The sequence below is a fragment of the Mycobacterium appelbergii genome (genome assembly GCF_032883035.1).
GTDB classification, from domain to species: Bacteria; Actinomycetota; Actinomycetes; order Mycobacteriales; family Mycobacteriaceae; genus Mycobacterium; species Mycobacterium appelbergii.
In genome coordinates, this window is record NZ_JAMQTH010000004.1 from 277,240 (window position 1) to 295,179 (window position 17,940).

Here is a 17,940-nt window from a genome sequence, read left to right on the forward strand (position 1 = left end):
GCGCCCCGTCGCTGTCGGATCGTCGGTGCCGTCGCTGCTGGGGGTCCTCGATGACCTGCTTGCCGGGCGGGCCACCGCGATCCTGCCGGTTCCCGCCGACGATGAACGCCAGAGCACGCTGCTCACAACGGCATTACGCGCGGGATCCGAGATCGACGATGACGTCGCGGTGGTGGTGTCTACCTCCGGCACCACCGGCACCCCCAAAGGCGCGATGCTGACCGCTGCGGCGTTGACCGCCAGCGCCGTTGCCACGCACCGACGGCTCGGCGGTGACGGCCGGTGGCTGCTGGCGCTGCCCGCCTATCACGTCGCCGGGCTGCAGGTGCTGGTGCGCAGCGTCGTCGCGGGCACCTCCCCCGTCACGATCTCTCCCTCGTTCGACATCGCTGAATTACCTTCGGCGATCGCCGCTTTGGGTTCCGGTCGGCGCTACGCGTCACTGGTGGCAACCCAGCTGGACAAGGCACTGCGCGATCCGGCGGCGACCGCCGCACTGGCCGAGCTCGACGCCGTGCTGATCGGCGGCGGACCGATGCCCGCCGGGGTGGCCGAGCGAGCTGCCGACGCGGAAATACCGGTGGTACGCACCTACGGCATGAGCGAAACCGCGGGCGGGTGCGTGTACGACGGCGTTGCGCTGGACGGGGTGGCGGTGCGGATCGAGAATTCGCGCATCATCCTGGGCGGTGCGACGGTGGCCAAGGGATATCGCAACCCGATCATCCCCGACCCGTTCGCCGAGCCGGGCTGGTTCCGCACCGACGACCTTGGCACCGTGACGGATTCAGGTGTGCTGCAGGTCCTGGGCCGGATCGACGACGCGATCAGCACCGGCGGTCTGACCGTGTTACCGCAACTGGTCGAGACCGCGTTGTGCACACATCCGGCCATCGTCGAATGCGCGGTATTCGGGGTGCCCGACGAACGCCTCGGACAACGGGTGGCCGCCGCGGTGGTGCTGGCGCCGGATTCGATGCCACCCGACGTCGGCGAGCTGAGGGCCCACGTGGCGAAGACGCTGGCCCCGACCGCCGCACCGCGGGAGATCCACGTCGTCGACGAACTGCCGCGGCGCGGCATCGGCAAGGTGGATCGCCGGTCACTGGCCGCACAATTCAGTTGCTGAGTTCCGCGGTACAGGCATGATGGTGGGCATGCGGCAACAAGTGACCACTGTGGAACAGCTGCGTGCCATCGTCGGGCACCCCAACAAGTACGTCGCCAACAAGGTCTCCCCGCGCCTGTCGGCGGTACAGCAGGACTGGGTGCGCGCCTCACCGCTGTGCTTCATCGCGACCACCGACGGTGACGGTCGCGTCGACGTCTCGCCCAAAGGTGACCCGCCCGGATTCGTGCACGTCATCGACGACACCACGATCGCCATTCCCGAGCGGCCGGGCAACAAGCGCGTCGACGGCTACCTCAACGTGCTGCAGCACCCACATGTCGGCACGGTGTTTCTGATCCCTGGCCGCGGCGACACCCTGCGAATCAACGGAACGGCCCGGATCCTGTCCGACGCCGACTATTTCGATGCCCTCACCGTCGATGGCAAGCGGCCGATCCTGGCCCTGGAAATCGACATCGAAGAGGTGTTCTTCCACTGCGCCAAGGCCTTCCTGCGTTCCGATGCCTGGAAGCCCGACACGTGGAATCCGACCGCGGTGCCCAGCGTGGCGCAGTTGGCCAAAGCGTTCAAACCTGACCTGAGCCAGCAGGAACTCGACGCGTACTACACCGAGGACAGCCTGCGCAAGATGCTGTACTAAATGGACTTCACCAACACCGCGCGGGTGTAGAGCAGCTGAAACCCCTGGCGCTGGACGTTCTGCTGGGATTTCGATCCCGGTGCGGTGGTGACAACGGCAATGTCGCAGCCGGCCGCGGCGGCATCCTCCAGGCGCGCCGCCAGTAATGCGCTCTGCACACCGCGACGCCGGAACGCCGGAGCCGTTGCCGCGCCGGTGAGTTGGGCGATACCGCCGGTCATGCGGACACTGCCGCCACCGGCGACCGTCCCGTCGCACAGGGCGATGTACGGGGTGGCACCGGCCTTCTCGACATCGCGTTCGGCGCGTTCGATCACGTCCTTGGGGAACTCCTCATGACTGGTGACACCCTCGCCGTCCGGATGCGCGAAGCCCGCCACCACCACATCGACCCAGGCGTTGAGGTCATCGGCCCGGCGGATCTCCACGCCTGCCGGCGCCTCGGGTTGGGCGCCGGGAACGACTGACCGGCCCAGCACATTCTCGAACGCGACCAGCCGGTAGCCGCGGCCGGACAGCATCGCCGCGATCTCGGGGTCGGCGAGATTGGCCAATTCCACCTGGGTGGCGGCGTTGCGCGCGGCCATCGCCCGCTCGACCTCACCGAGCACCGCCTCGTCGGGCACACCACCGAAACCCAACCCGACAACCTTGTTCATCGGCGAACCGCCCTCGACGAAGCACGCAAAACCCCCGGCAACCGGCAACACCAGACCTTCCGCGCCCCGGCTGCGCGACGCTGTCGCCGCCGCCACGATCAGCTGTGCCTCAGCCTCCTCGATACGACGGGCCAGCGCGGTACCGCAAAACAGCTGTTCCGAGTTCACCTGGATAGTGTGCCCGGACGGGCGTGACCGAAACATGGGGGCCCGCACCCTAAGCTGGGGCCATGCGGATCGGGCGGCCCGAAGCGGTGGCGGTGACGATCGGTGCCGTGTTGGTCGTCGCGGCGTTCGTGGTGCCGCATCTGCATCTCGGCATCCTTACCCCGCTGATCAACAGCACGCCGAAACAGTTGCACGACTTCGCCGACACCGCACCGATCTTCGGTTGGTGGAACGCCCATGTCGGCTGGGGCACCGTCCCGGCGATCCTGATCGGGGTCGGCACGGTGTGGTGGGGGCAGGCGGTAGCGGCGCGGCTGTCATGGCGGTCGCTGACGCTCGTGACCTGGGCTACCTCGTGCCTGTGGGCGTTTTCGCTGGCGATGATCGACGGTTGGCAGCGCGGCTTCGCGGGCCGACTCACGGCACGTCACGAATATCTGCGTCAGGTGCCGACCATCCACGACATCCCGGAGGCCCTGCGCACGTTCTCCAGCAGAATCCTGGATTTCCAACCAGATTCGTGGATCACCCACGTATCCGGTCACCCGCCAGGAGCGCTGCTCACGTTCGTCTGGCTTGACCGCATCGGGCTCGGCGGCGGCGCCTGGGCCGGGTTGTTGTGCCTGCTGGTCGGTTCCAGCGCGGCAGCGGCGATCATCGTGGCGGTACGTGCCCTGGCCGATGAGGCCACCGCCCGGCTGGCGGCGCCGTTCGTGGCCGTTGCGCCGACGGCGATCTGGATCGCGGTCTCCGCCGACGGCTACTTCGCCGGCGTGGCCGCGTGGGGTATCGCCCTGCTGGCGCTCGCGGTGCACGGGACCGTCCGGTGGCCGATGGCTGCAGGCGCTGCGGCCGGATTACTGCTGGGCTGGGGCATCTTCCTCAACTACGGCCTGGCGCTCATGGCGGTCCCCGCGGTGGCGGTGCTGGCTGGTGCGGGCAATTGGCGTGCGGTGCTGCGGGCATTGGCTCCTGCGGTGGTGGCCGCACTGGCCGTGGTGGTGGTGTTCGTGTTTGTCGGATTCTGGTGGTTCGACGGCTACACGCTTGTCCAGGAACGCTATTGGCAGGGCATCGCGAACAACCGGCCGTTCCAGTACTGGGTGTGGGGAAACCTGGCCTCGGTGGTGTGCGCGATCGGGCTTGGCAGCGTCGCCGGCCTGGGCAGGTTATGTGACGTCGCGGCGCTACGCCTCCGTTCTGGGTTTCAGCTGCTGCTGGTCGGCGCTGTGCTGGCCATCGTCTTCGCCGACCTCAGCATGCTCAGTAAGGCGGAGACCGAACGCATCTGGCTGCCGTTCACGGTGTGGCTGACCGCCGCAGGGGCATTGCTGCCGCCACGGTCACAGCGTTGGTGGCTGGCTCTCAACGTCCTCGGAGCGTTGGTGCTCAATCACGTCATTCTGACGAACTGGTAGGCGCCGCACCAGCAGTACGTACAGCGGCACACCCAACCAGACGATGCCCAGCGAAACCCACAGGCCGAGCGGATAGTCGCGATCCAGCACGGTCAGGTTGTCCGGCCGCAGACCGGGCCTGCCGTACACCGGGATCGCCAGCAGGGCCAGCACGACGCTGCACAGCGCGGCCACCGCAACCGGCGCACGCCAGCGTCCGGGAATGAGGCGACGCCCAGCCAGCCCGAGCGCCACACACAACGGCGCGAACACGAAGTCATGCACCACCACGGCCACCACCGACCACACCAGGATCCGCATCAGGATCACCGGCGGGTTGTCCCACAGCAGCAGCGCACCGTAGGCGCCGAACCCGACGCCGCCCAGTCCCAGCAGCACCCGTACTACGGTCATCGGGCTATTTCGATCCGCGACAGCCATTTCGTCTGCAGCACGCCGGGCCTGGTCGCCGCGATCAGCCGGCAGGGATAGCCGTGGTCAAGGTCGAGGGTTTCGCCGTTGAGACGCAACGCGATCAGGGTCCTGGTATCGCGTGCGTGACGCGCGGGCAGCGTCGTCCGCGAATATGGTCCCGGCGGCTCCAGGGAGATCATCCGCACATCGTCGTCAGGCGTCCCTCCCACAGCGGCAACCAGATCGGCCAGCGGCACGCCTGTCCATTCGGCGTCCGCGCTCCACCCTTCCACACAGGCGATCGGCAAGCGGTGGGTGGACTGCGGCATCGCATTCAGTTCGTCGATGCCGAACGTCCGGCTCACCGGGCCGTTGGCGACGGTCAGTCGGTACTGCGGGGCACGGGCACTGTGCAGCACACCGGCCGCGATTGCCGAGCGGTTGACCGGAACACCCTGGGGCCCTTGACCAGATCGCGGCGCGAGCACCGAAACCCTGCGCAGCAGCGGTACCGTCTGACCCGCCGTCACCACCGTCCCCAGTGCCACCGCGAACCAGGCACTGCGCAACACGGTGCGACGGGTCAGGCCGGTGGGCTGCCCGGACGGGATGTCTTCGAGGGGCTCGCCGAGTGCCCGACGAATCACGGGAAGTTTCACCGCGATGTGGACGAGCACAGCACCGGCGGCAACGTAAGCCATCGCGTAATGCGCTGTGGTGAAGAAGAATCGAAACGCGTACCACTGTGTGATGTTCATCAGCCCGGTCGACAACTGGAACAGCATCGAGGCGACCAGCACGAGTATCGACGCGCGTTCGAGTTGGCGGACCAGCCCGCCGATCAACGGGCGTTCGAACAGCTTCGGCCACACCGACCACAGCTTCACCACGATCAGCGGGATCGCGGCAATACCCGAGATGACGTGCAGTCCCTGGGTGAATCGGTACAACCACACCGGCCGCGTGGGCCAGAAGAACCACGGCTGCGGATGCTGGATGAAATGGCTGATCAACCCGGTGACAAGACACACCACGATCGCGACACCGAGGGCCAGCCCGACCCGTGCGGTGACCGCAGTGCCGCGCAGCGTCGTCATCGGGCGACCAGACTGGCGATCACCCTGGCGCCGATCGGATGGATCGCCGTCACCGCGAGCCCCACATCCTCGGCGAGCCGCGCCGCACAGTCCAGGCCGACCGAGGCCCACCGGAACCACGGGCCGACCGCGTGCAGCGACTCCAGACGCACCCAACAGGATTCGATTCCCGTCACCGCGGTGTCGAATTCGACCAGACACTCACCGCCCCGGCGCAGCAACTCCCCGGCCCGTTGCAGCACCCGCCACGGGTCACCGCCCAACCCGACATTGCCGTCGGCCAGCAGGGCCGTGTGCCACCGGCCGGTACCGGGCAGCGGTCCGAACAGATCCCGGCACAACACCGGGGCACCGCTGCTGCGGGCGATCTCCACCGCCACCGAGGATCGGTCCACGCCGAGCGCCGGAATCCCCCGCCGCACCAGGCTGGCAACCAGTCGTCCAGGGCCGCAACCCAAGTCGATGGTCGGTCCGGAGCAGAGGTCGACGATGGCGCGGTCGAAACCACGGTCGGACTGGGCCCCGCCCAGCCAACTGTGCACGGGCAGTTGCTGCAGCCGGCCGTCGTCGCGGCGAACCCAGCATCGCTCACCGTCGAGCGCGCGGTCGTAGAGTTGTCCGTGCACGTCATATCCCCCGGGTGGTACGAGCGAACCGGCTGTCCGGTGCGCACGCACGTCGCACCTCGTCGATGTCGGCCACGGTGTCCACATCGTTGAGCGGAGCCACGAAATCGACTTCGACACCGCTGTCCTGCAACGCGACGAGAGTCAATGCCCCGGTGTCCGGTCGTGACATCGGCACGGTGCGCAGGCACCCGGCCATCGCGCTGTCCCGCACGCCCAACACCCACCATCCGCCGTCGCGGGCCAACCCGAGCACCGCGTCGGTGGCCAGCAGCGCCCGCCCACATTCGGTGAGCAGCCCGACACTGACCTGAGGGGTGTCCATCCCGATCTGCAGCACGGGCAACCCTCCTGCCCCCGCGTCGGCATGGGCATTGGCCAGACGCTCGGCGAATCCCTCCCCGCGCTGGGTGATAACGGTGAAATCCTCCAGCCGACGCAGTATTTCGACACTCCGGACGCCTTGCTCCAGTTCCCCCGTCAGGGCCACCACCCGCGCCGCCACCGGTGCGTCGGCAACGGCGTCGAGGGTGTCCAGCAGCGCGGCGGCCGCGATGTCAGCAGCCGCGGCGTCGCCGATGTCGGCCGCCAGCCGCGTCTTGGCCAGCCCGGGCACCGGCGCCTTGGCGACCACCAGCACGCAGATGGGAATCATGAGATGACCCGCCAAAAGTCCAGTGCGGCAACCGCACTTCCCCGCAGTGAACCACTCACCTTGGATTTCCCGCCGGTGCGCGGACCATAGCTGACATCGCGTTCGACCACCCGCCAGTCTGCTTGCGCGGCGCGAACCAGCAGCTCCAGTGGATATCCCGATCGACGGTCGGCCACTCCGAGCGCCAGCAGATCCTCACGACGGGCCACCCGCATCGGGGCGATGTCGTGCACCGCCAGCCGGTACCGCTGCCGCAGCCGCCAGCACACGGCCGCCGTGCCCAGCCTGGCGTGCCAGGGCCAGCGCAGTCCCGGCACGGGACGGCGCCGGCCGATCGCCATATCGGCGCCCCGGTCCACCTCCGCGACCAACGCGGGCAGTTCTGCCGGATCAAGTGAGCCGTCCGCGTCGAGCACAGCCACCAGCGGTGTCGTCGCCGCGACCACCCCGGCATGCACCGCAGACCCGTAGCCGGGGCGGGGTTCGGCGTGCACGCGGGCGCCGTGCGCGCGGGCCACGTCCGCAGTGTCGTCTGTGCAGTTGTTGTCGACCACAAGCACCTGGTACCCGGTCGGCATCGCCGTCAACACCCCGGGCAGCGAATCCTGCTCATTGAGACACGGCAGCACCACGGTCACGCGAGCCGCTACTGAGCCCGTTTCCGGTGCCTGTGCGGGGGCCATACGTCTCGACGGTAGGCCACCTCGGCGAGCGGCACCATCGGGCAGCGGTGACGAAATCGTGACGCCGGTGCTGGTCGCAGGCATGAGGGGCTAGCCTCAGAGGCTATGACCCGGGTGCTGATCGCCGACGACGACACCGTGGTCCGCGATGTCGTGCGCCGATATCTCGAACGCGATGACCTGGAGGTCTCAGTCGCCCAGGACGGCGCCGAGGCCCGGCGGATTCTGGGAACCGAGCAGATCGACGTCGCGGTTCTCGACGTGATGATGCCCGGATCCGACGGCCTGTCGCTATGCCGCGAACTGCGCCGCCACGGCGACTACAGCTTGCCCGTGATCCTGCTGACTGCACTCGGCGAGGAAGACGACCGCATCACCGGCCTGGAAGCGGGCGCCGACGACTATTTGACCAAACCGTTCAGTCCGCGCGAACTGGCGCTGCGGGTGCGGTCGGTGTTGCGTCGCGCCAACGGTGCGCCGGCCACCACTCCGGTCGACATCACAGTGAGCGGATTGACGCTCTCGACGGCGGCGCGGTCGGTCACCGTCGACGGCGACCCAGTCAGCCTGACCAACCGCGAATTCGACCTTCTGGTGTTCTTCCTGACCCACACCGACACCGTGTTCTCTCGCGAAGAACTGCTGAAGCTGGTGTGGCGCTGGGAGTTCGGCGACCTTTCCACCGTCACCGTGCATGTCAAGAGGCTGCGCGCCAAACTCGGCGATCAGCATCGGGTGCAGACGGTGTGGGGCCGGGGATATCTGTGGAGCGGTGCCCGTGACTGACCTTACCGAGATCATCGGGTGGGCGCTGGCCTGCTCGATCCCGGTCGTGCTGGCCGGGGCGATCATCATCCGGCTGGCACGGTCCTGGTCGCTGGCGGTGAGCATGGTGGCGCTGGTGCTGATCCCCACGGTGGCCACGTTCACCGGCGTGCTCGGTGCCAGCGGGTTCATGATCACCGAGACCTTCGAACGCATCGTCGTGGTGTTGGTGATCGTGTCGGTGGTGACGATTCCCGCCGCCGTGATGCTGGCGCGCTACCAGGCTCGGCGCACCGTGTGGGAGCAGGAGATCCGCGATTCAGAACGCAGCGCCGAACAGTCCCGCCGCCAGCTCGTCGCGTTCGTCAGCCATGATCTGCGGACCCCGCTGGCCGGGATCCGTGCCGTGTCGGAGGCCATCGCCGACGGGGTGGTCACCGACGACGAAGTGAGATTTCAGGCCAAACACATTGAGCAGGAATCGATCCGGCTATCCGAAATGGTCGACGACCTGTTCGAGATGTCGAAGATCAACGCCGGCGCAGTGCAGCCTGCGCGCGGCCAGGCCGCGCTCGACGAGGTGGTCGACGATGTGCTGGCCGCGCACCGGATCGGCGCGCGACGGGCCGGTGTGCAATTGAGCGCCGAGCTGCCCGAGAAACCGGTCCGCGTGATCGGCAGCGATCGCGCCCTGGCTCGGGTCTTGTCGAATCTGGTGGCCAACGCCATCGCACATACCCCCGAGGGCGGCAAGGTGACGCTGTCTCTGGGATCCGACGACACCGGGGCGTGGGCCCGCGTCGAGGACACCGGGGTCGGGATCGACGAGGCTGACCTGCCGCGCGTGTTCGACATCGCCTACCGGGGCTCCAACGGGCGGGTGCCGCGGGCGGATTCCACGTTGCCCAGCGGATCCGGCCTGGGGCTTGCCATCGCGGCGGGCCTGGTGCAGGCGCACGGCGGGTCGCTGACCGCGCAGAACCTGGACACCGGTGCCCGCTTCGAAGTGCGGTTGCCGATGGCCGATTGAGCCGCAGGCCGAGCCGCTCAATCCGGCAGGGAATTACTGAGCCGCTCGGTGGCGGCCAGGTAATCCTCGATGAACTCGCGCACCACCTCGCGCGCCGGTTTGATCTTGTTCATCAACCCCACGCCCTGCCCGACGAAGTACGTCGCCAACGCCTGAGCACCCGGGTGTCCTTGCGCGGCAAGCACATCGACGCGCCGAATGACGGGCTCGGCCAGCATGTTCTGCAGTGGCAGGCCCAACGGTTTCTGCCCACCCTCGTGGGGCAGCCACGCGTCGGTCCATTCCGACACCAGTTGCCGGGCGGGCTTTCCGGTGCGCCCCGCCGAACGCACAGTGTCCCGCGACGTAGCCGCCAGCATCTTCTGCACGGTGTGAGGCGCGGTCTCGGCTTCCTCGGTGGTCAGCCACACCGAGCCGGTCCACGCGCCTGCGGCGCCCATCGCGACCACCGCAGCCATCTGTCTGCCCGTCACGATCCCGCCGGCACCCAGCACCGGGACAGTCGGACCAATGGCGTCGATGACCTCGGGAACCAGCACCAGCGTCGACACCTCACCGCAGTGCCCGCCGGCCTCGGTGCCTTGCGCGATGATCAGGTCCACGCCGGCCCGCACCTGTTTGACGGCGTGCTCGCGGGCGCCGACGAGGGCGGCGACCGGAACGCCACGCTCACGGCCGGCCTCGATCATGTAGTCCGGTGGCACCCCGAGGGCGTTGGCGATGAGCTTGATGGGATGGCTCATCGCGACGTCGAGCAGTTCGGCGCCGGTGTCACCGGACAGCGCGGAACCACCCAGCCGCGGCTTGGCTTCCGCCTCGATGTCGTGGTCTGCGAGCAGTTTCGCGACAAATTCGCGGTGCTGGACCGGGATCCGGTCGACGAGGTCACCCCGGGACAAGTGCTCGCCCTTGCCCTCGAATTTCGCGGGCACGATGATGTCCGCGCCGTACGGCTTGTCGCCGACCTGCTCATCGATCCAGGACAGTTCGCGGTCGAGTTGCTCGGGGGTGTACGCGGTGGCGCCCAGCACGCCGAAGCCGCCGGCGTTGGTCACCGCGGCCACCACATCGCGGCAGTGACTGAATGCGAAGAGCGGAAAGTCGATACCGAACTGCTCACAGATGGCGGGTTTCACAACGCCAGTATCGCCCCCGACTCTTGACGGGTGTCAAGAGGCTCAGGCTCAGATCGGCTTGACCGCCTACCTACGAGCGCGACGCCGCAGGCCGCGGTTCACCTCGGTCTAACCCCGCAGCGGGGCGAACGCGAACTCGGCCAGGCCATCGCGCGGAGCGATCTCCGCCCGAAATCCCAGCAGCCGGGTCGCGTTCGCCGGGTCGGCCACGATGTGGCGGACATCGCCACTTCGGTACTGCCCGGTGATCACCGGAGCCGACGCGCCGCGCGCCTCACACAACCGGGCTGCCACCTCCAGGATCGAAATGGGCCGCCCCGAACACACGTTGAATGCAGCGAAGCCGTGTTTGTCGTATTGCACTGCCGCGGCATTGGCCGCGGCCACATCATCCACGTGCACGAAATCGCGCATCTGGCCGCCGTCTTCGAAAACCTTTGGCACCTGACCGGATTCAAGCTGCGAACGGAATATCGCCGCCACCCCCGAATACGGGGTGTCGCGCGGCATATCCGGACCGTAGACGTTGTGATAGCGCAGGGCGACGACGGAGCCTCCGACGGCCTCGGCCCATGCCAGCGCGTAATGCTCCTGTGCGGTCTTGCTTGCGGCGTACAGACTTCGGGGCCGCAGGGGTGCGTCCTCCCCCACCAGCCGCCACTGCAACGGCTCCCCGCCCACCGGGCAGCGGTGCTCGAACACACCGTCGTCCAGATCGGCGCGGGTGCGTGGCATCGGTTCGACGGGTCCATGCGTCGGGCAGTCGAATCCGCCCTGTCCATAGACCACCATCGATGATGCCAATACCAGCCGGGAACAGCCTGCGGCGAACATCTCGGCGAGCAAAACCGTTGTGCCATAGTCGTTGTGGCTGCCGTAAGACGGTGCGTCCGCGGCATCGACCCCGGCGCCGACCACCGCGGCCTGATGGCACACCACGTCGACGCCGCGTAACAGCGGTGCCAGGGCGGACCCGTCCCGGATGTCGACCAGATGACAGTTCGGCGGCGGCTGCGGGTTCGCCCCGTGCGCGGCGGGCAACATTGCATCGAGGGCGAGCACCTCGTGGCCGGCGGCGCGCAGGGCAATCGCGATCCGTGTCCCGATGAACCCGGCCGCCCCGGTGAGCAGCACCCTCACGGCAGCTCGAACGGCAGTTTCACGCCGTCATGGGCCAGGCAGTGCGTGCAGGCGCGCTCGACCTCCACGGCCTCCAACGCCTCGTGCACGAGCTTCTTGAACGGCACCATGTTCCGCTCGAACTCTGCGAACACGTCGACCGCCTTCACCCCGGCTCCCGCCTCGATCCCCGCATCCAGATCAGTGACCAGAGCGACAGCGGCGTAACACATTTCGAGTTCACGTGCCAGCACCGCCTCCGGATAGCCGGTCATGTTGACCAATGTGAAACCCTGGCCCGCGAACCAGCGGCTCTCGGCACGGGTGGAAAACCGCGGGCCCTGGATCACCACCATGGTGGCGCCGTCGACCACACCGGGCAGGCCGGTGGCCGCGGCGCGCAGCGTCGGGCAGTAGGGATCGGCGAAGCCGACATGGATTCCGCCGGAATCGAAATAGGTGTCAGCACGCCCGCTGGTGCGGTCCACCAACTGGTCGGGCACCACCATCGATCCCGGCCCCAGGTCCGGGGTGAGGCTGCCCACCGCGCAGGGGGCGAAGATCCGTCGTACCCCCAGCGCCCGCAACGCCCACATGTTGGCGCGGTAGGGCACGATGTGCGGCGAGTACTCGTGCGCGACACCGTGCCGGGGTAAAAATGCCACCTCGTGTTCGCCGACCGTACCGACCGTCACGGGTGCACTGGGCTCCCCGTAGGGAGTGTCCAGGTTGACGGTACGGGCGTCGGGCCCGAAGAACGTGTAGAAGCCGCTGCCGCCGATGACTCCGAGCATGCAGCGTTACTCGGTCTCGTCCTCCAGTTGGGCATTGGCTTTTCGGGCGCTGTCGCCGATCTCGAAGACATCCGTGGCCAGGCCGCCGATCGCCGTCGCCACATCCTTCACCGCGGTGGTGACGATGGAGGCGACCTCGCCGACCGTCGAGGCCACCGCCTCGACGGATTCCTGCAGCGCATCCTTACCGATCTCGGTCTTGCTGAGCTGGTCCTTCATAAGGCTCAGTGTAGGTCGGTGGGTGGCCGTACTCCTACGATGGCGCTCGTGGCCAGTTTCTCGCAGTGGATCGAGGGAGCCCGTCCGCGCACGTTGCCCAACGCCATCTCCCCCGTCATCGCCGGTACCGGTGCGGCGGCCTGGCTGGGCGCCGCGGTCTGGTGGAAGGCGCTGCTGGCGCTGGTGGTCGCGCTCGCGTTGATCATCGGCGTGAACTTCGCCAACGACTACTCCGACGGCATCCGCGGCACCGACGACGTGCGGTCGGGGCCGCTGCGGCTGGTCGGCTCCAAGCTCGCCTCGCCGCGTTCGGTGCTGACCGCGGCGCTGCTGAGCCTGGGTATCGCGGCGGTGGCCGGCGTGGTGTTGGCCGCGCTGAGCGCGCCGTGGCTGATCGCGGTGGGCGCGGCGTGTCTGGCCGGGGCCTGGCTGTACACGGGCGGCAAGAAGCCCTACGGCTACCTCGGGCTCGGCGAAGTGGCGGTGTTCGTCTTCTTCGGGCTGGTGGCGGTGCTCGGCACCCAGTACACCCAGGCGCTACGCATCGACTGGGTCGGCCTGGCGCTGGCGGTGGCGATGGGATCCTTGTCCTCGGCGGTGCTGGTGGCCAACAACCTGCGCGACATCCCGACCGACAAGGAGTCCGGGAAGATCACGCTCGCGGTTCGGCTCGGCGATGCCCGCACACGGGTGCTGTTCCAGCTGCTGCTGGCGGTGGCCTTCGTGCTGACCCTGGTGCTGATCGCGGCCACCCCGTGGTGCGCCGTCGGCCTGGTGGCGCTGCCGTTGGCTGTGCGGGCCGCGCTCCCGGTGCGTGGCGGCCTCGGCGGGAAAGATCTGATCCCCGTGCTGCGCGACACCGGTTTGACGATGTTGGTGTGGGCGGTCGTGGTCGCGCTCGCCTTGGCTTTCTAGTCGCCCACCCCGGCGAGCAGACACCTGGGTACCCTCGTGGCGCCCTTTTTCGGTACACAGCTGTCTGCTCGGCGGGGAAATCCGGCAGGTTATCCACAGGCCGCCATTTCGGTCTTCCGCTGCGGGCATGCCGACAGCGACGATCGTGACGTGTCGATCGACGAGGTGTTCGCCGTCAACGGCGGAGTAGCCACCGCCTCCCAACTGATGACCGTAATGACACGCAAGAGGCTTGCCGCGCAGCTGCGATCGGGCCAGATCGCGCGGGTCCGCCGTGGTGTGTACGCCCCGACCTCGCCTGGCGTCGTCGAACGGCTCGCGGCCTTGGACCTCCGCACCGCAACGTCGATCGTGGCCTGCATGGGCACGGCTGCGGCGCTGTACGGGTTCGACACCGAGTGTGACGGCCGTGTCCACATCCTCGATCCGGGCCTGCGGGTTCGGCCGGACGATGACGTGATGGTCCATCAACGTGTCGGTGCACCGTTGCGGCGGGTGTCGGGCCGGCTTGCGACGACGCCTGCGTGGACGGCCGTGGAGGTCGCACGTACGTTGCGCAGGCCGCGGGCACTCGCGACGTTCGACGCCGCTCTGCATGCCCGAGCCTGCACGACAACCGAACTCGGCGCCGCCATCCGCGAGCAGAAGGGGCGCCGGGGCATCGTGGCGCTGCGCGACCTCCTACCGCACGCCGACTGGCGCGCCGAATCGCCGATGGAAAGCGAGATGCGGCTGGTGTTCATCGACTGGAGGGTGCCTGCCCCGGAGCTGCAATACGAGATCACCGACAACTGCGGTCAACTGTGGCGGGTCGATTTCGCCTGGCCGGAAGCAAAATTGGCGGCCGAGTATGACAGCGTCGCATGGCACGCCACACCGGAGGCATTCCTTCATGACCGGCTCAAGACCCGGCGCCTGCAAGAGTGCGGATGGACTACGATTTCCGCCGTCGTCGATGACATCCATCGGCACCCGGAGGACTTGGTGCGCCGCGTGTTCGGGCACCTGGACGGCCGTAGCCGTGCGTTGGCGGCCTGAGTGCCCGCCTTTCAAGCGGCGTTGTCCAGCAAGCTGACGATCCCGCTGCGGAGTTCGGCGGCGCCGATGTGCTCGGTGATGAGGCCCGTGGCGTAGCGATCTTCACTTCGCAAAATTCCGAGCAGGATGTGTTCGCAGCCGATCCAACCATCCTTGTGCGCCAAGGATTCCCGCAGTGCCAACTCCAGGATCTTCTTGGCGGGCTTGGTGAACGGAATATGTCCGCGGCGCCTGCGGCGACGTCCGGACCGCCGAAGGGCATTGTCGAACGCGCCATCGCCGAATGTGTGATTCACGCTGTCGCGCACGGCATACAGGTCGATGCCGATTCCGGCCAGTGCGTCGGCATCGCCATCGAATGATTCGTCGCCGGGCGCATCGGCGACCGCCAGCCGGCCGCGCACAGCCTCAGCCGTCAAGCCGAATCCGGCCAGCAACGCCGACAAGTCGCGCCCGGAGCTCTGCAGCACTCCCACCAGGATGTGCTCGGGCCGAATATCATTGGACTCCAGTTCGCGGGCCTCCTCCTGGGCCAGAACCACCGCTATCCGTGCATTGCGACTGAACCGTTCGAACATCGTCACTTCCTCCGGTTGTGCTTCTGGTGCACGGCCTGGCGGCTGACTTCGAGGGCGTCGGCGATTGCCTGCCAACTCCAGCCCTGTTCACGGGCATTCGCGACATGAATGGCTTCCAACCGCTCCTGCAAGCGCTGCAATGCCCGCACCGCGCGCAGTCCGACGGCGGGGTCGGAACTGCTGATGCCATCGGTGGCCACGCCTGAAGCGTTCATATTGTCAACGTAACTTGACACCAGCGTGTGGTCAAGCGGTCCCCCCACCCCGGCGAGCAGACAGTCTGGTACCCGAAAATGGCGCGAAATGGGTACCAGACTGTCTGCTCGCCGGAAAAGTGGCGCGGCATTGCACTAACGTGACCGTCGACCGCGGACCGTCAGGCCGCGGACCGTCGACCGCAGGCCGACGCCATCACCTGGGGGACGCGAATGACCGTTTCGACCGAGAACCCGCCGACTCCGTCGGGCCGGGCGGAGACGCGCAGGGCCATCTGGAACACGATCAGAGGCTCCTCGGGAAACCTCGTCGAGTGGTATGACGTCTACGTCTACACGGTCTTCGCCACATACTTCGAGCATCAGTTTTTCGATGAGGCCGACCAGAACTCGACGATCTACATCTATGCGATCTTCGCGGTCACGTTCATCACCCGGCCGATCGGATCGTGGTTCTTCGGCCGGTTCGCCGACCGTCGCGGCCGACGCGCCGCGCTGACCATCAGCGTCTCGCTCATGGCGGCGTGCTCGCTGGTCATCGCGCTCGTGCCGGGCCGGGCCAGCATCGGCATCGCCGCACCGGTCATCCTGATCCTGTGCCGGCTGGTCCAGGGCTTCGCCACCGGCGGCGAATACGGCACCTCGGCGACCTATATGTCAGAGGCCGCGACCCGGGAGCGGCGCGGCTTCTTCTCGTCCTTCCAGTACGTGACGCTCGTGGGTGGCCATGTGCTCGCCCAGTTCACGCTGCTGATCATCCTGACGGCCTTCACTGGCGATCAGATTCACGAATTCGGTTGGCGCATCGCCTTTGCCGTCGGCGGTGTCGCGGCGATCGTGGTGTTCTGGCTGCGTCGCACCATGGACGAATCACTCAGCGCGGAACATCTCGCCGCGATCGCCGCAGGCAAGGACAAGAGCTCGGGCTCACTGCGGGAACTGTTCGCCCGCTACGCCAAACCGCTGTTGATGTGCTTCCTGATCACCATGGGCGGCACCGTCGCGTTCTACACCTACAGCGTCAATGCGCCCGCGATCGTCAAGACCACCTACAAAGACCAGGCCATGACGGCCACCTGGATCAACCTCGTCGGGCTGATCTTCCTGATGCTGCTGCAGCCGGTCGGCGGGATGATCAGTGACAAGGTCGGGCGCAAGCCACTGTTGCTGTGGTTCGGTTTCGGCGGGCTCATCTACACCTACATCCTGATCACGTATCTGCCGCAAACACATTCGCCGATCCTGTCGTTCCTCCTCGTCGCCGTCGGCTACGTCATCCTCACCGGATACACCTCGATCAACGCACTGGTGAAGTCCGAGTTGTTCCCCGCCCACGTCCGAGCACTGGGCGTGGGAGTCGGCTACGCGTTGGCCAATTCGATGTTCGGCGGCACCGCGCCACTGATCTACCAGGCCCTCAAGGCGCGTGACCAGGTGAACCTGTTCATCGGATACGTGACCGTCTGCATCGCCCTGTCGCTGGTGGTGTACCTGTTCTTCCTCAAGAACAAGTCCGACACCTACCTGGACCGGGAGAAGGGCTCCGCGTTCCGCTGACGGGAGCGGAAACCCGCCACAACCTGTACCTTCGTCGGTGCTGGGCTCTCTGCTGGGTCCTGTGCCGGGAAGGATCGTGATGGTTGCGCTGCGAGTCGTCGTCGCCGACGACGACGTCCTGCTTCGGGAGGGGATCGCCAGCCTGCTCGACCGGTCCGGTTTCGAGGTCGTCGGTCAGGCCGCCGACGCGGCGGAACTGCTTGCGCTGGTGCGCGATCAGGCCCCACAACTGGCTGTGGTCGACATCCGGATGCCGCCGACACACACCACCGAAGGGCTCGACGCGGCCCGGGTGATCCGCTCCGAAGCCCCCGACACCGGCATCCTGGTGCTGTCGGCGCATGTGGACGTCGAGCACGCCACCGAGTTGCTGGCCAGCGGCCACGGCATCGGCTACCTGCTGAAATCGCGGGTCACCGACGTCGGCGATTTCGTCGAAACCCTGGAACGGATCGCCAAGGGCGCCTCGGTGGTCGACCCCGCCCTGGTGTCCGAACTGGTGTCCGCGCGCCGCCGTGACGATCCCCTGGCGGCGCTGAGCGCCCGCGAACACGAGGTACTGGTGCTGATGGCCGAAGGCCTGTCCAACTCGGGTATCGCCCGCCGGATCTGGGTCACCGAGGGCACCGTGGAAAAGCACGTCCGCAGCATCCTGACCAAGCTGAACCTGCCCGAGACCGCCGACGACCACCGCCGGGTGCGCGCGGTCATCACCTATCTGGAATCGCGGTAGCCAACACGTCGCTGACCGCCGCCGCCGACAGCGCGAACTTCGGCACGAACCCGACCGCCGGGCTCGCCGCGATCATCTCGGTGAGGTCCTGCTCGGCATAGGTGGAAATCAGGATCACCGCGGGCGGCAGCTCGGTGCGGTGCAACTGTTCGGCCAGCTCGAAGCCGCTCTCGGCCCCCAGCGCGACATCCACCAGGGCCACGTCGGGTCGCAACTCCCGGCAGAGCCGCAGCGCTTCCCCACTGTTGGCCGCGACAGCGACCACGGTGATCCCGCCACCTCCGAGCATGCGGCGGGCGGCGTCACGAAAACTGACGTTGTCATCGACGATGAGACAGCGCACAGACCCTCCGGGGACCGGACATATCTC

General features: G+C 67.4%; 22 protein-coding genes. 9 read left to right on the top strand and 13 right to left on the bottom strand.

The annotated features are described in order from the left end of the window. The first annotated feature begins 34 nt into the window (after nt 1-34). Nucleotides 35-1,129 carry an o-succinylbenzoate--CoA ligase gene (menE, locus tag M1247_RS11380; protein WP_317156629.1) on the top strand — a complete coding sequence of 365 codons (1,095 nt, stop codon included), beginning with the start codon at nt 35-37 and terminating at the stop codon, nt 1,127-1,129. A 28-nt stretch (nt 1,130-1,157) separates the two neighbouring features. Beyond that, the gene (locus M1247_RS11385) at nt 1,158-1,772 is read left to right on the top strand and encodes a pyridoxamine 5'-phosphate oxidase family protein (RefSeq protein ID WP_317156423.1); all 615 of its coding nucleotides are present in this window, start codon (nt 1,158-1,160) and stop codon (nt 1,770-1,772) included. On the opposite strand, the gene M1247_RS11390 is transcribed toward M1247_RS11385, so the two are convergent. After that, on the bottom strand, nt 1,769-2,599 hold the full coding sequence (locus M1247_RS11390) for a GNAT family N-acetyltransferase (protein ID WP_317156424.1): 831 nt from the start codon (nt 2,597-2,599) through the stop codon (nt 1,769-1,771). The genes M1247_RS11385 and M1247_RS11390 overlap by 4 nt on opposite strands. A gap of 62 nt (nt 2,600-2,661) precedes the next feature. Between M1247_RS11390 and M1247_RS11395 the strand changes: the two genes are divergently transcribed. Then, on the top strand, nt 2,662-4,017 hold the full coding sequence (locus M1247_RS11395) for a hypothetical protein (protein ID WP_317156425.1): 1,356 nt from the start codon (nt 2,662-2,664) through the stop codon (nt 4,015-4,017). Here M1247_RS11395 and M1247_RS11400 read toward each other — a convergent pair. From M1247_RS11400 to M1247_RS11420, 5 genes are read right to left on the bottom strand one after another with little or no spacing between them, the layout of a single operon-like run. After that, the gene (locus M1247_RS11400) at nt 3,943-4,410 is read right to left on the bottom strand and encodes a hypothetical protein (protein WP_317156426.1); all 468 of its coding nucleotides are present in this window, start codon (nt 4,408-4,410) and stop codon (nt 3,943-3,945) included. The genes M1247_RS11395 and M1247_RS11400 overlap by 75 nt on opposite strands. Next, nucleotides 4,407-5,507 carry a molybdopterin-dependent oxidoreductase gene (locus M1247_RS11405; protein ID WP_317156427.1) on the bottom strand — a complete coding sequence of 367 codons (1,101 nt, stop codon included), beginning with the start codon at nt 5,505-5,507 and terminating at the stop codon, nt 4,407-4,409. Before M1247_RS11405 ends, M1247_RS11400 begins: the two co-directional genes overlap by 4 nt. Further along, nucleotides 5,504-6,133, bottom strand: a complete 630-nt coding sequence (locus M1247_RS11410) for a class I SAM-dependent methyltransferase (protein ID WP_317156428.1) — start codon at nt 6,131-6,133, stop codon at nt 5,504-5,506. The genes M1247_RS11405 and M1247_RS11410 overlap by 4 nt, the downstream gene beginning before the upstream one ends. Before the next feature lies 1 nt (nt 6,134). Then, entirely contained in the window at nt 6,135-6,788 is a 654-nt protein-coding gene (locus M1247_RS11415) for a TIGR04282 family arsenosugar biosynthesis glycosyltransferase (RefSeq protein ID WP_317156429.1), read from the bottom strand. Next, nucleotides 6,785-7,471, bottom strand: coding sequence for a glycosyltransferase family 2 protein (locus M1247_RS11420; protein ID WP_317156430.1), 687 nt, complete (start codon nt 7,469-7,471; stop codon nt 6,785-6,787). The genes M1247_RS11415 and M1247_RS11420 overlap by 4 nt, the downstream gene beginning before the upstream one ends. Before the next feature lie 105 nt (nt 7,472-7,576). On the opposite strand from M1247_RS11420, the gene M1247_RS11425 reads away from it, so the two are divergent. Further along, a complete protein-coding gene (locus tag M1247_RS11425; protein ID WP_317156431.1) occupies nt 7,577-8,257 on the top strand; it encodes a response regulator transcription factor in 681 nt (226 codons plus the stop codon). Beyond that, on the top strand, nt 8,250-9,266 hold the full coding sequence (locus M1247_RS11430) for a sensor histidine kinase (RefSeq protein WP_410506855.1): 1,017 nt from the start codon (nt 8,250-8,252) through the stop codon (nt 9,264-9,266). The genes M1247_RS11425 and M1247_RS11430 overlap by 8 nt, the downstream gene beginning before the upstream one ends. Nucleotides 9,267-9,283: 17 nt before the next feature. On the opposite strand, the gene M1247_RS11435 is transcribed toward M1247_RS11430, so the two are convergent. The 4 genes from M1247_RS11435 to M1247_RS11450 all read right to left on the bottom strand — a co-directional run bounded on the left by M1247_RS11435 (nt 9,284) and on the right by M1247_RS11450 (nt 12,534). Next, the gene (locus M1247_RS11435) at nt 9,284-10,402 is read right to left on the bottom strand and encodes an NAD(P)H-dependent flavin oxidoreductase (RefSeq protein ID WP_317156433.1); all 1,119 of its coding nucleotides are present in this window, start codon (nt 10,400-10,402) and stop codon (nt 9,284-9,286) included. A 108-nt stretch (nt 10,403-10,510) separates the two neighbouring features. Next, nucleotides 10,511-11,542 carry an NAD-dependent epimerase/dehydratase family protein gene (locus M1247_RS11440; RefSeq protein WP_317156434.1) on the bottom strand — a complete coding sequence of 344 codons (1,032 nt, stop codon included), beginning with the start codon at nt 11,540-11,542 and terminating at the stop codon, nt 10,511-10,513. Continuing rightward, the gene (locus M1247_RS11445; RefSeq protein WP_317156435.1) at nt 11,539-12,315 is read right to left on the bottom strand and encodes an S-methyl-5'-thioadenosine phosphorylase; all 777 of its coding nucleotides are present in this window, start codon (nt 12,313-12,315) and stop codon (nt 11,539-11,541) included. Before M1247_RS11445 ends, M1247_RS11440 begins: the two co-directional genes overlap by 4 nt. A gap of 6 nt (nt 12,316-12,321) precedes the next feature. Next, entirely contained in the window at nt 12,322-12,534 is a 213-nt protein-coding gene (locus M1247_RS11450; protein ID WP_317156436.1) for a hypothetical protein, read from the bottom strand. Between the two features lie 48 nt (nt 12,535-12,582). On the opposite strand from M1247_RS11450, the gene M1247_RS11455 reads away from it, so the two are divergent. Both M1247_RS11455 and M1247_RS11460 read left to right on the top strand, forming a co-directional pair. After that, entirely contained in the window at nt 12,583-13,449 is an 867-nt protein-coding gene (locus tag M1247_RS11455) for a 1,4-dihydroxy-2-naphthoate polyprenyltransferase (protein ID WP_317156437.1), read from the top strand. Between the two features lie 207 nt (nt 13,450-13,656). Then, on the top strand, nt 13,657-14,487 hold the full coding sequence (locus M1247_RS11460) for a type IV toxin-antitoxin system AbiEi family antitoxin (RefSeq protein WP_317156630.1): 831 nt from the start codon (nt 13,657-13,659) through the stop codon (nt 14,485-14,487). Between the two features lie 11 nt (nt 14,488-14,498). On the opposite strand, the gene M1247_RS11465 is transcribed toward M1247_RS11460, so the two are convergent. Together M1247_RS11465 and M1247_RS11470 are read right to left on the bottom strand one after the other, a co-directional pair. Further along, nucleotides 14,499-15,065, bottom strand: a complete 567-nt coding sequence (locus M1247_RS11465; RefSeq protein WP_317156438.1) for a Clp protease N-terminal domain-containing protein — start codon at nt 15,063-15,065, stop codon at nt 14,499-14,501. A 2-nt stretch (nt 15,066-15,067) separates the two neighbouring features. Further along, nucleotides 15,068-15,280, bottom strand: coding sequence for a helix-turn-helix domain-containing protein (locus tag M1247_RS11470; RefSeq protein ID WP_317156439.1), 213 nt, complete (start codon nt 15,278-15,280; stop codon nt 15,068-15,070). 213 nt (nt 15,281-15,493) lie between these two features. Between M1247_RS11470 and M1247_RS11475 the strand changes: the two genes are divergently transcribed. Both M1247_RS11475 and M1247_RS11480 read left to right on the top strand, forming a co-directional pair. Further along, nucleotides 15,494-16,837: an MFS transporter gene (locus M1247_RS11475; RefSeq protein WP_317156440.1), complete on the top strand. Its 1,344-nt coding sequence runs from the start codon at nt 15,494-15,496 to the stop codon at nt 16,835-16,837. 79 nt (nt 16,838-16,916) lie between these two features. Next, nucleotides 16,917-17,570 carry a response regulator gene (locus M1247_RS11480; protein ID WP_317156441.1) on the top strand — a complete coding sequence of 218 codons (654 nt, stop codon included), beginning with the start codon at nt 16,917-16,919 and terminating at the stop codon, nt 17,568-17,570. On the opposite strand, the gene M1247_RS11485 is transcribed toward M1247_RS11480, so the two are convergent. Beyond that, the gene (locus M1247_RS11485) at nt 17,548-17,913 is read right to left on the bottom strand and encodes a LytR/AlgR family response regulator transcription factor (protein ID WP_317156442.1); all 366 of its coding nucleotides are present in this window, start codon (nt 17,911-17,913) and stop codon (nt 17,548-17,550) included. The two genes, M1247_RS11480 and M1247_RS11485, sit on opposite strands and share 23 nt — an antisense overlap. Nucleotides 17,914-17,940 lie beyond the last annotated feature (27 nt).

Bases quoted from the DNA above. Each gene is read 5' to 3' on its own strand.
- M1247_RS11415 (WP_317156429.1), bottom strand. From the start codon at position 6,788: ATGATTCCCATCTGCGTGCTGGTGGTCGCCAAGGCGCCGGTGCCCGGG.
- M1247_RS11450 (WP_317156436.1), bottom strand. From the start codon at position 12,534: ATGAAGGACCAGCTCAGCAAGACCGAGATCGGTAAGGATGCGCTGCAG.
- M1247_RS11470 (WP_317156439.1), bottom strand. From the start codon at position 15,280: ATGAACGCTTCAGGCGTGGCCACCGATGGCATCAGCAGTTCCGACCCC.
- M1247_RS11465 (WP_317156438.1), bottom strand. From the start codon at position 15,065: ATGTTCGAACGGTTCAGTCGCAATGCACGGATAGCGGTGGTTCTGGCC.
- M1247_RS11420 (WP_317156430.1), bottom strand. From the start codon at position 7,471: ATGGCCCCCGCACAGGCACCGGAAACGGGCTCAGTAGCGGCTCGCGTG.
- M1247_RS11445 (WP_317156435.1), bottom strand. From the start codon at position 12,315: ATGCTCGGAGTCATCGGCGGCAGCGGCTTCTACACGTTCTTCGGGCCC.
- M1247_RS11480 (WP_317156441.1), top strand. From the start codon at position 16,917: ATGGTTGCGCTGCGAGTCGTCGTCGCCGACGACGACGTCCTGCTTCGG.
- M1247_RS11460 (WP_317156630.1), top strand. From the start codon at position 13,657: ATGACCGTAATGACACGCAAGAGGCTTGCCGCGCAGCTGCGATCGGGC.
- M1247_RS11385 (WP_317156423.1), top strand. From the start codon at position 1,158: ATGCGGCAACAAGTGACCACTGTGGAACAGCTGCGTGCCATCGTCGGG.
- M1247_RS11425 (WP_317156431.1), top strand. From the start codon at position 7,577: ATGACCCGGGTGCTGATCGCCGACGACGACACCGTGGTCCGCGATGTC.
- M1247_RS11400 (WP_317156426.1), bottom strand. From the start codon at position 4,410: ATGACCGTAGTACGGGTGCTGCTGGGACTGGGCGGCGTCGGGTTCGGC.
- M1247_RS11475 (WP_317156440.1), top strand. From the start codon at position 15,494: ATGACCGTTTCGACCGAGAACCCGCCGACTCCGTCGGGCCGGGCGGAG.
- M1247_RS11395 (WP_317156425.1), top strand. From the start codon at position 2,662: ATGCGGATCGGGCGGCCCGAAGCGGTGGCGGTGACGATCGGTGCCGTG.
- M1247_RS11405 (WP_317156427.1), bottom strand. From the start codon at position 5,507: ATGACGACGCTGCGCGGCACTGCGGTCACCGCACGGGTCGGGCTGGCC.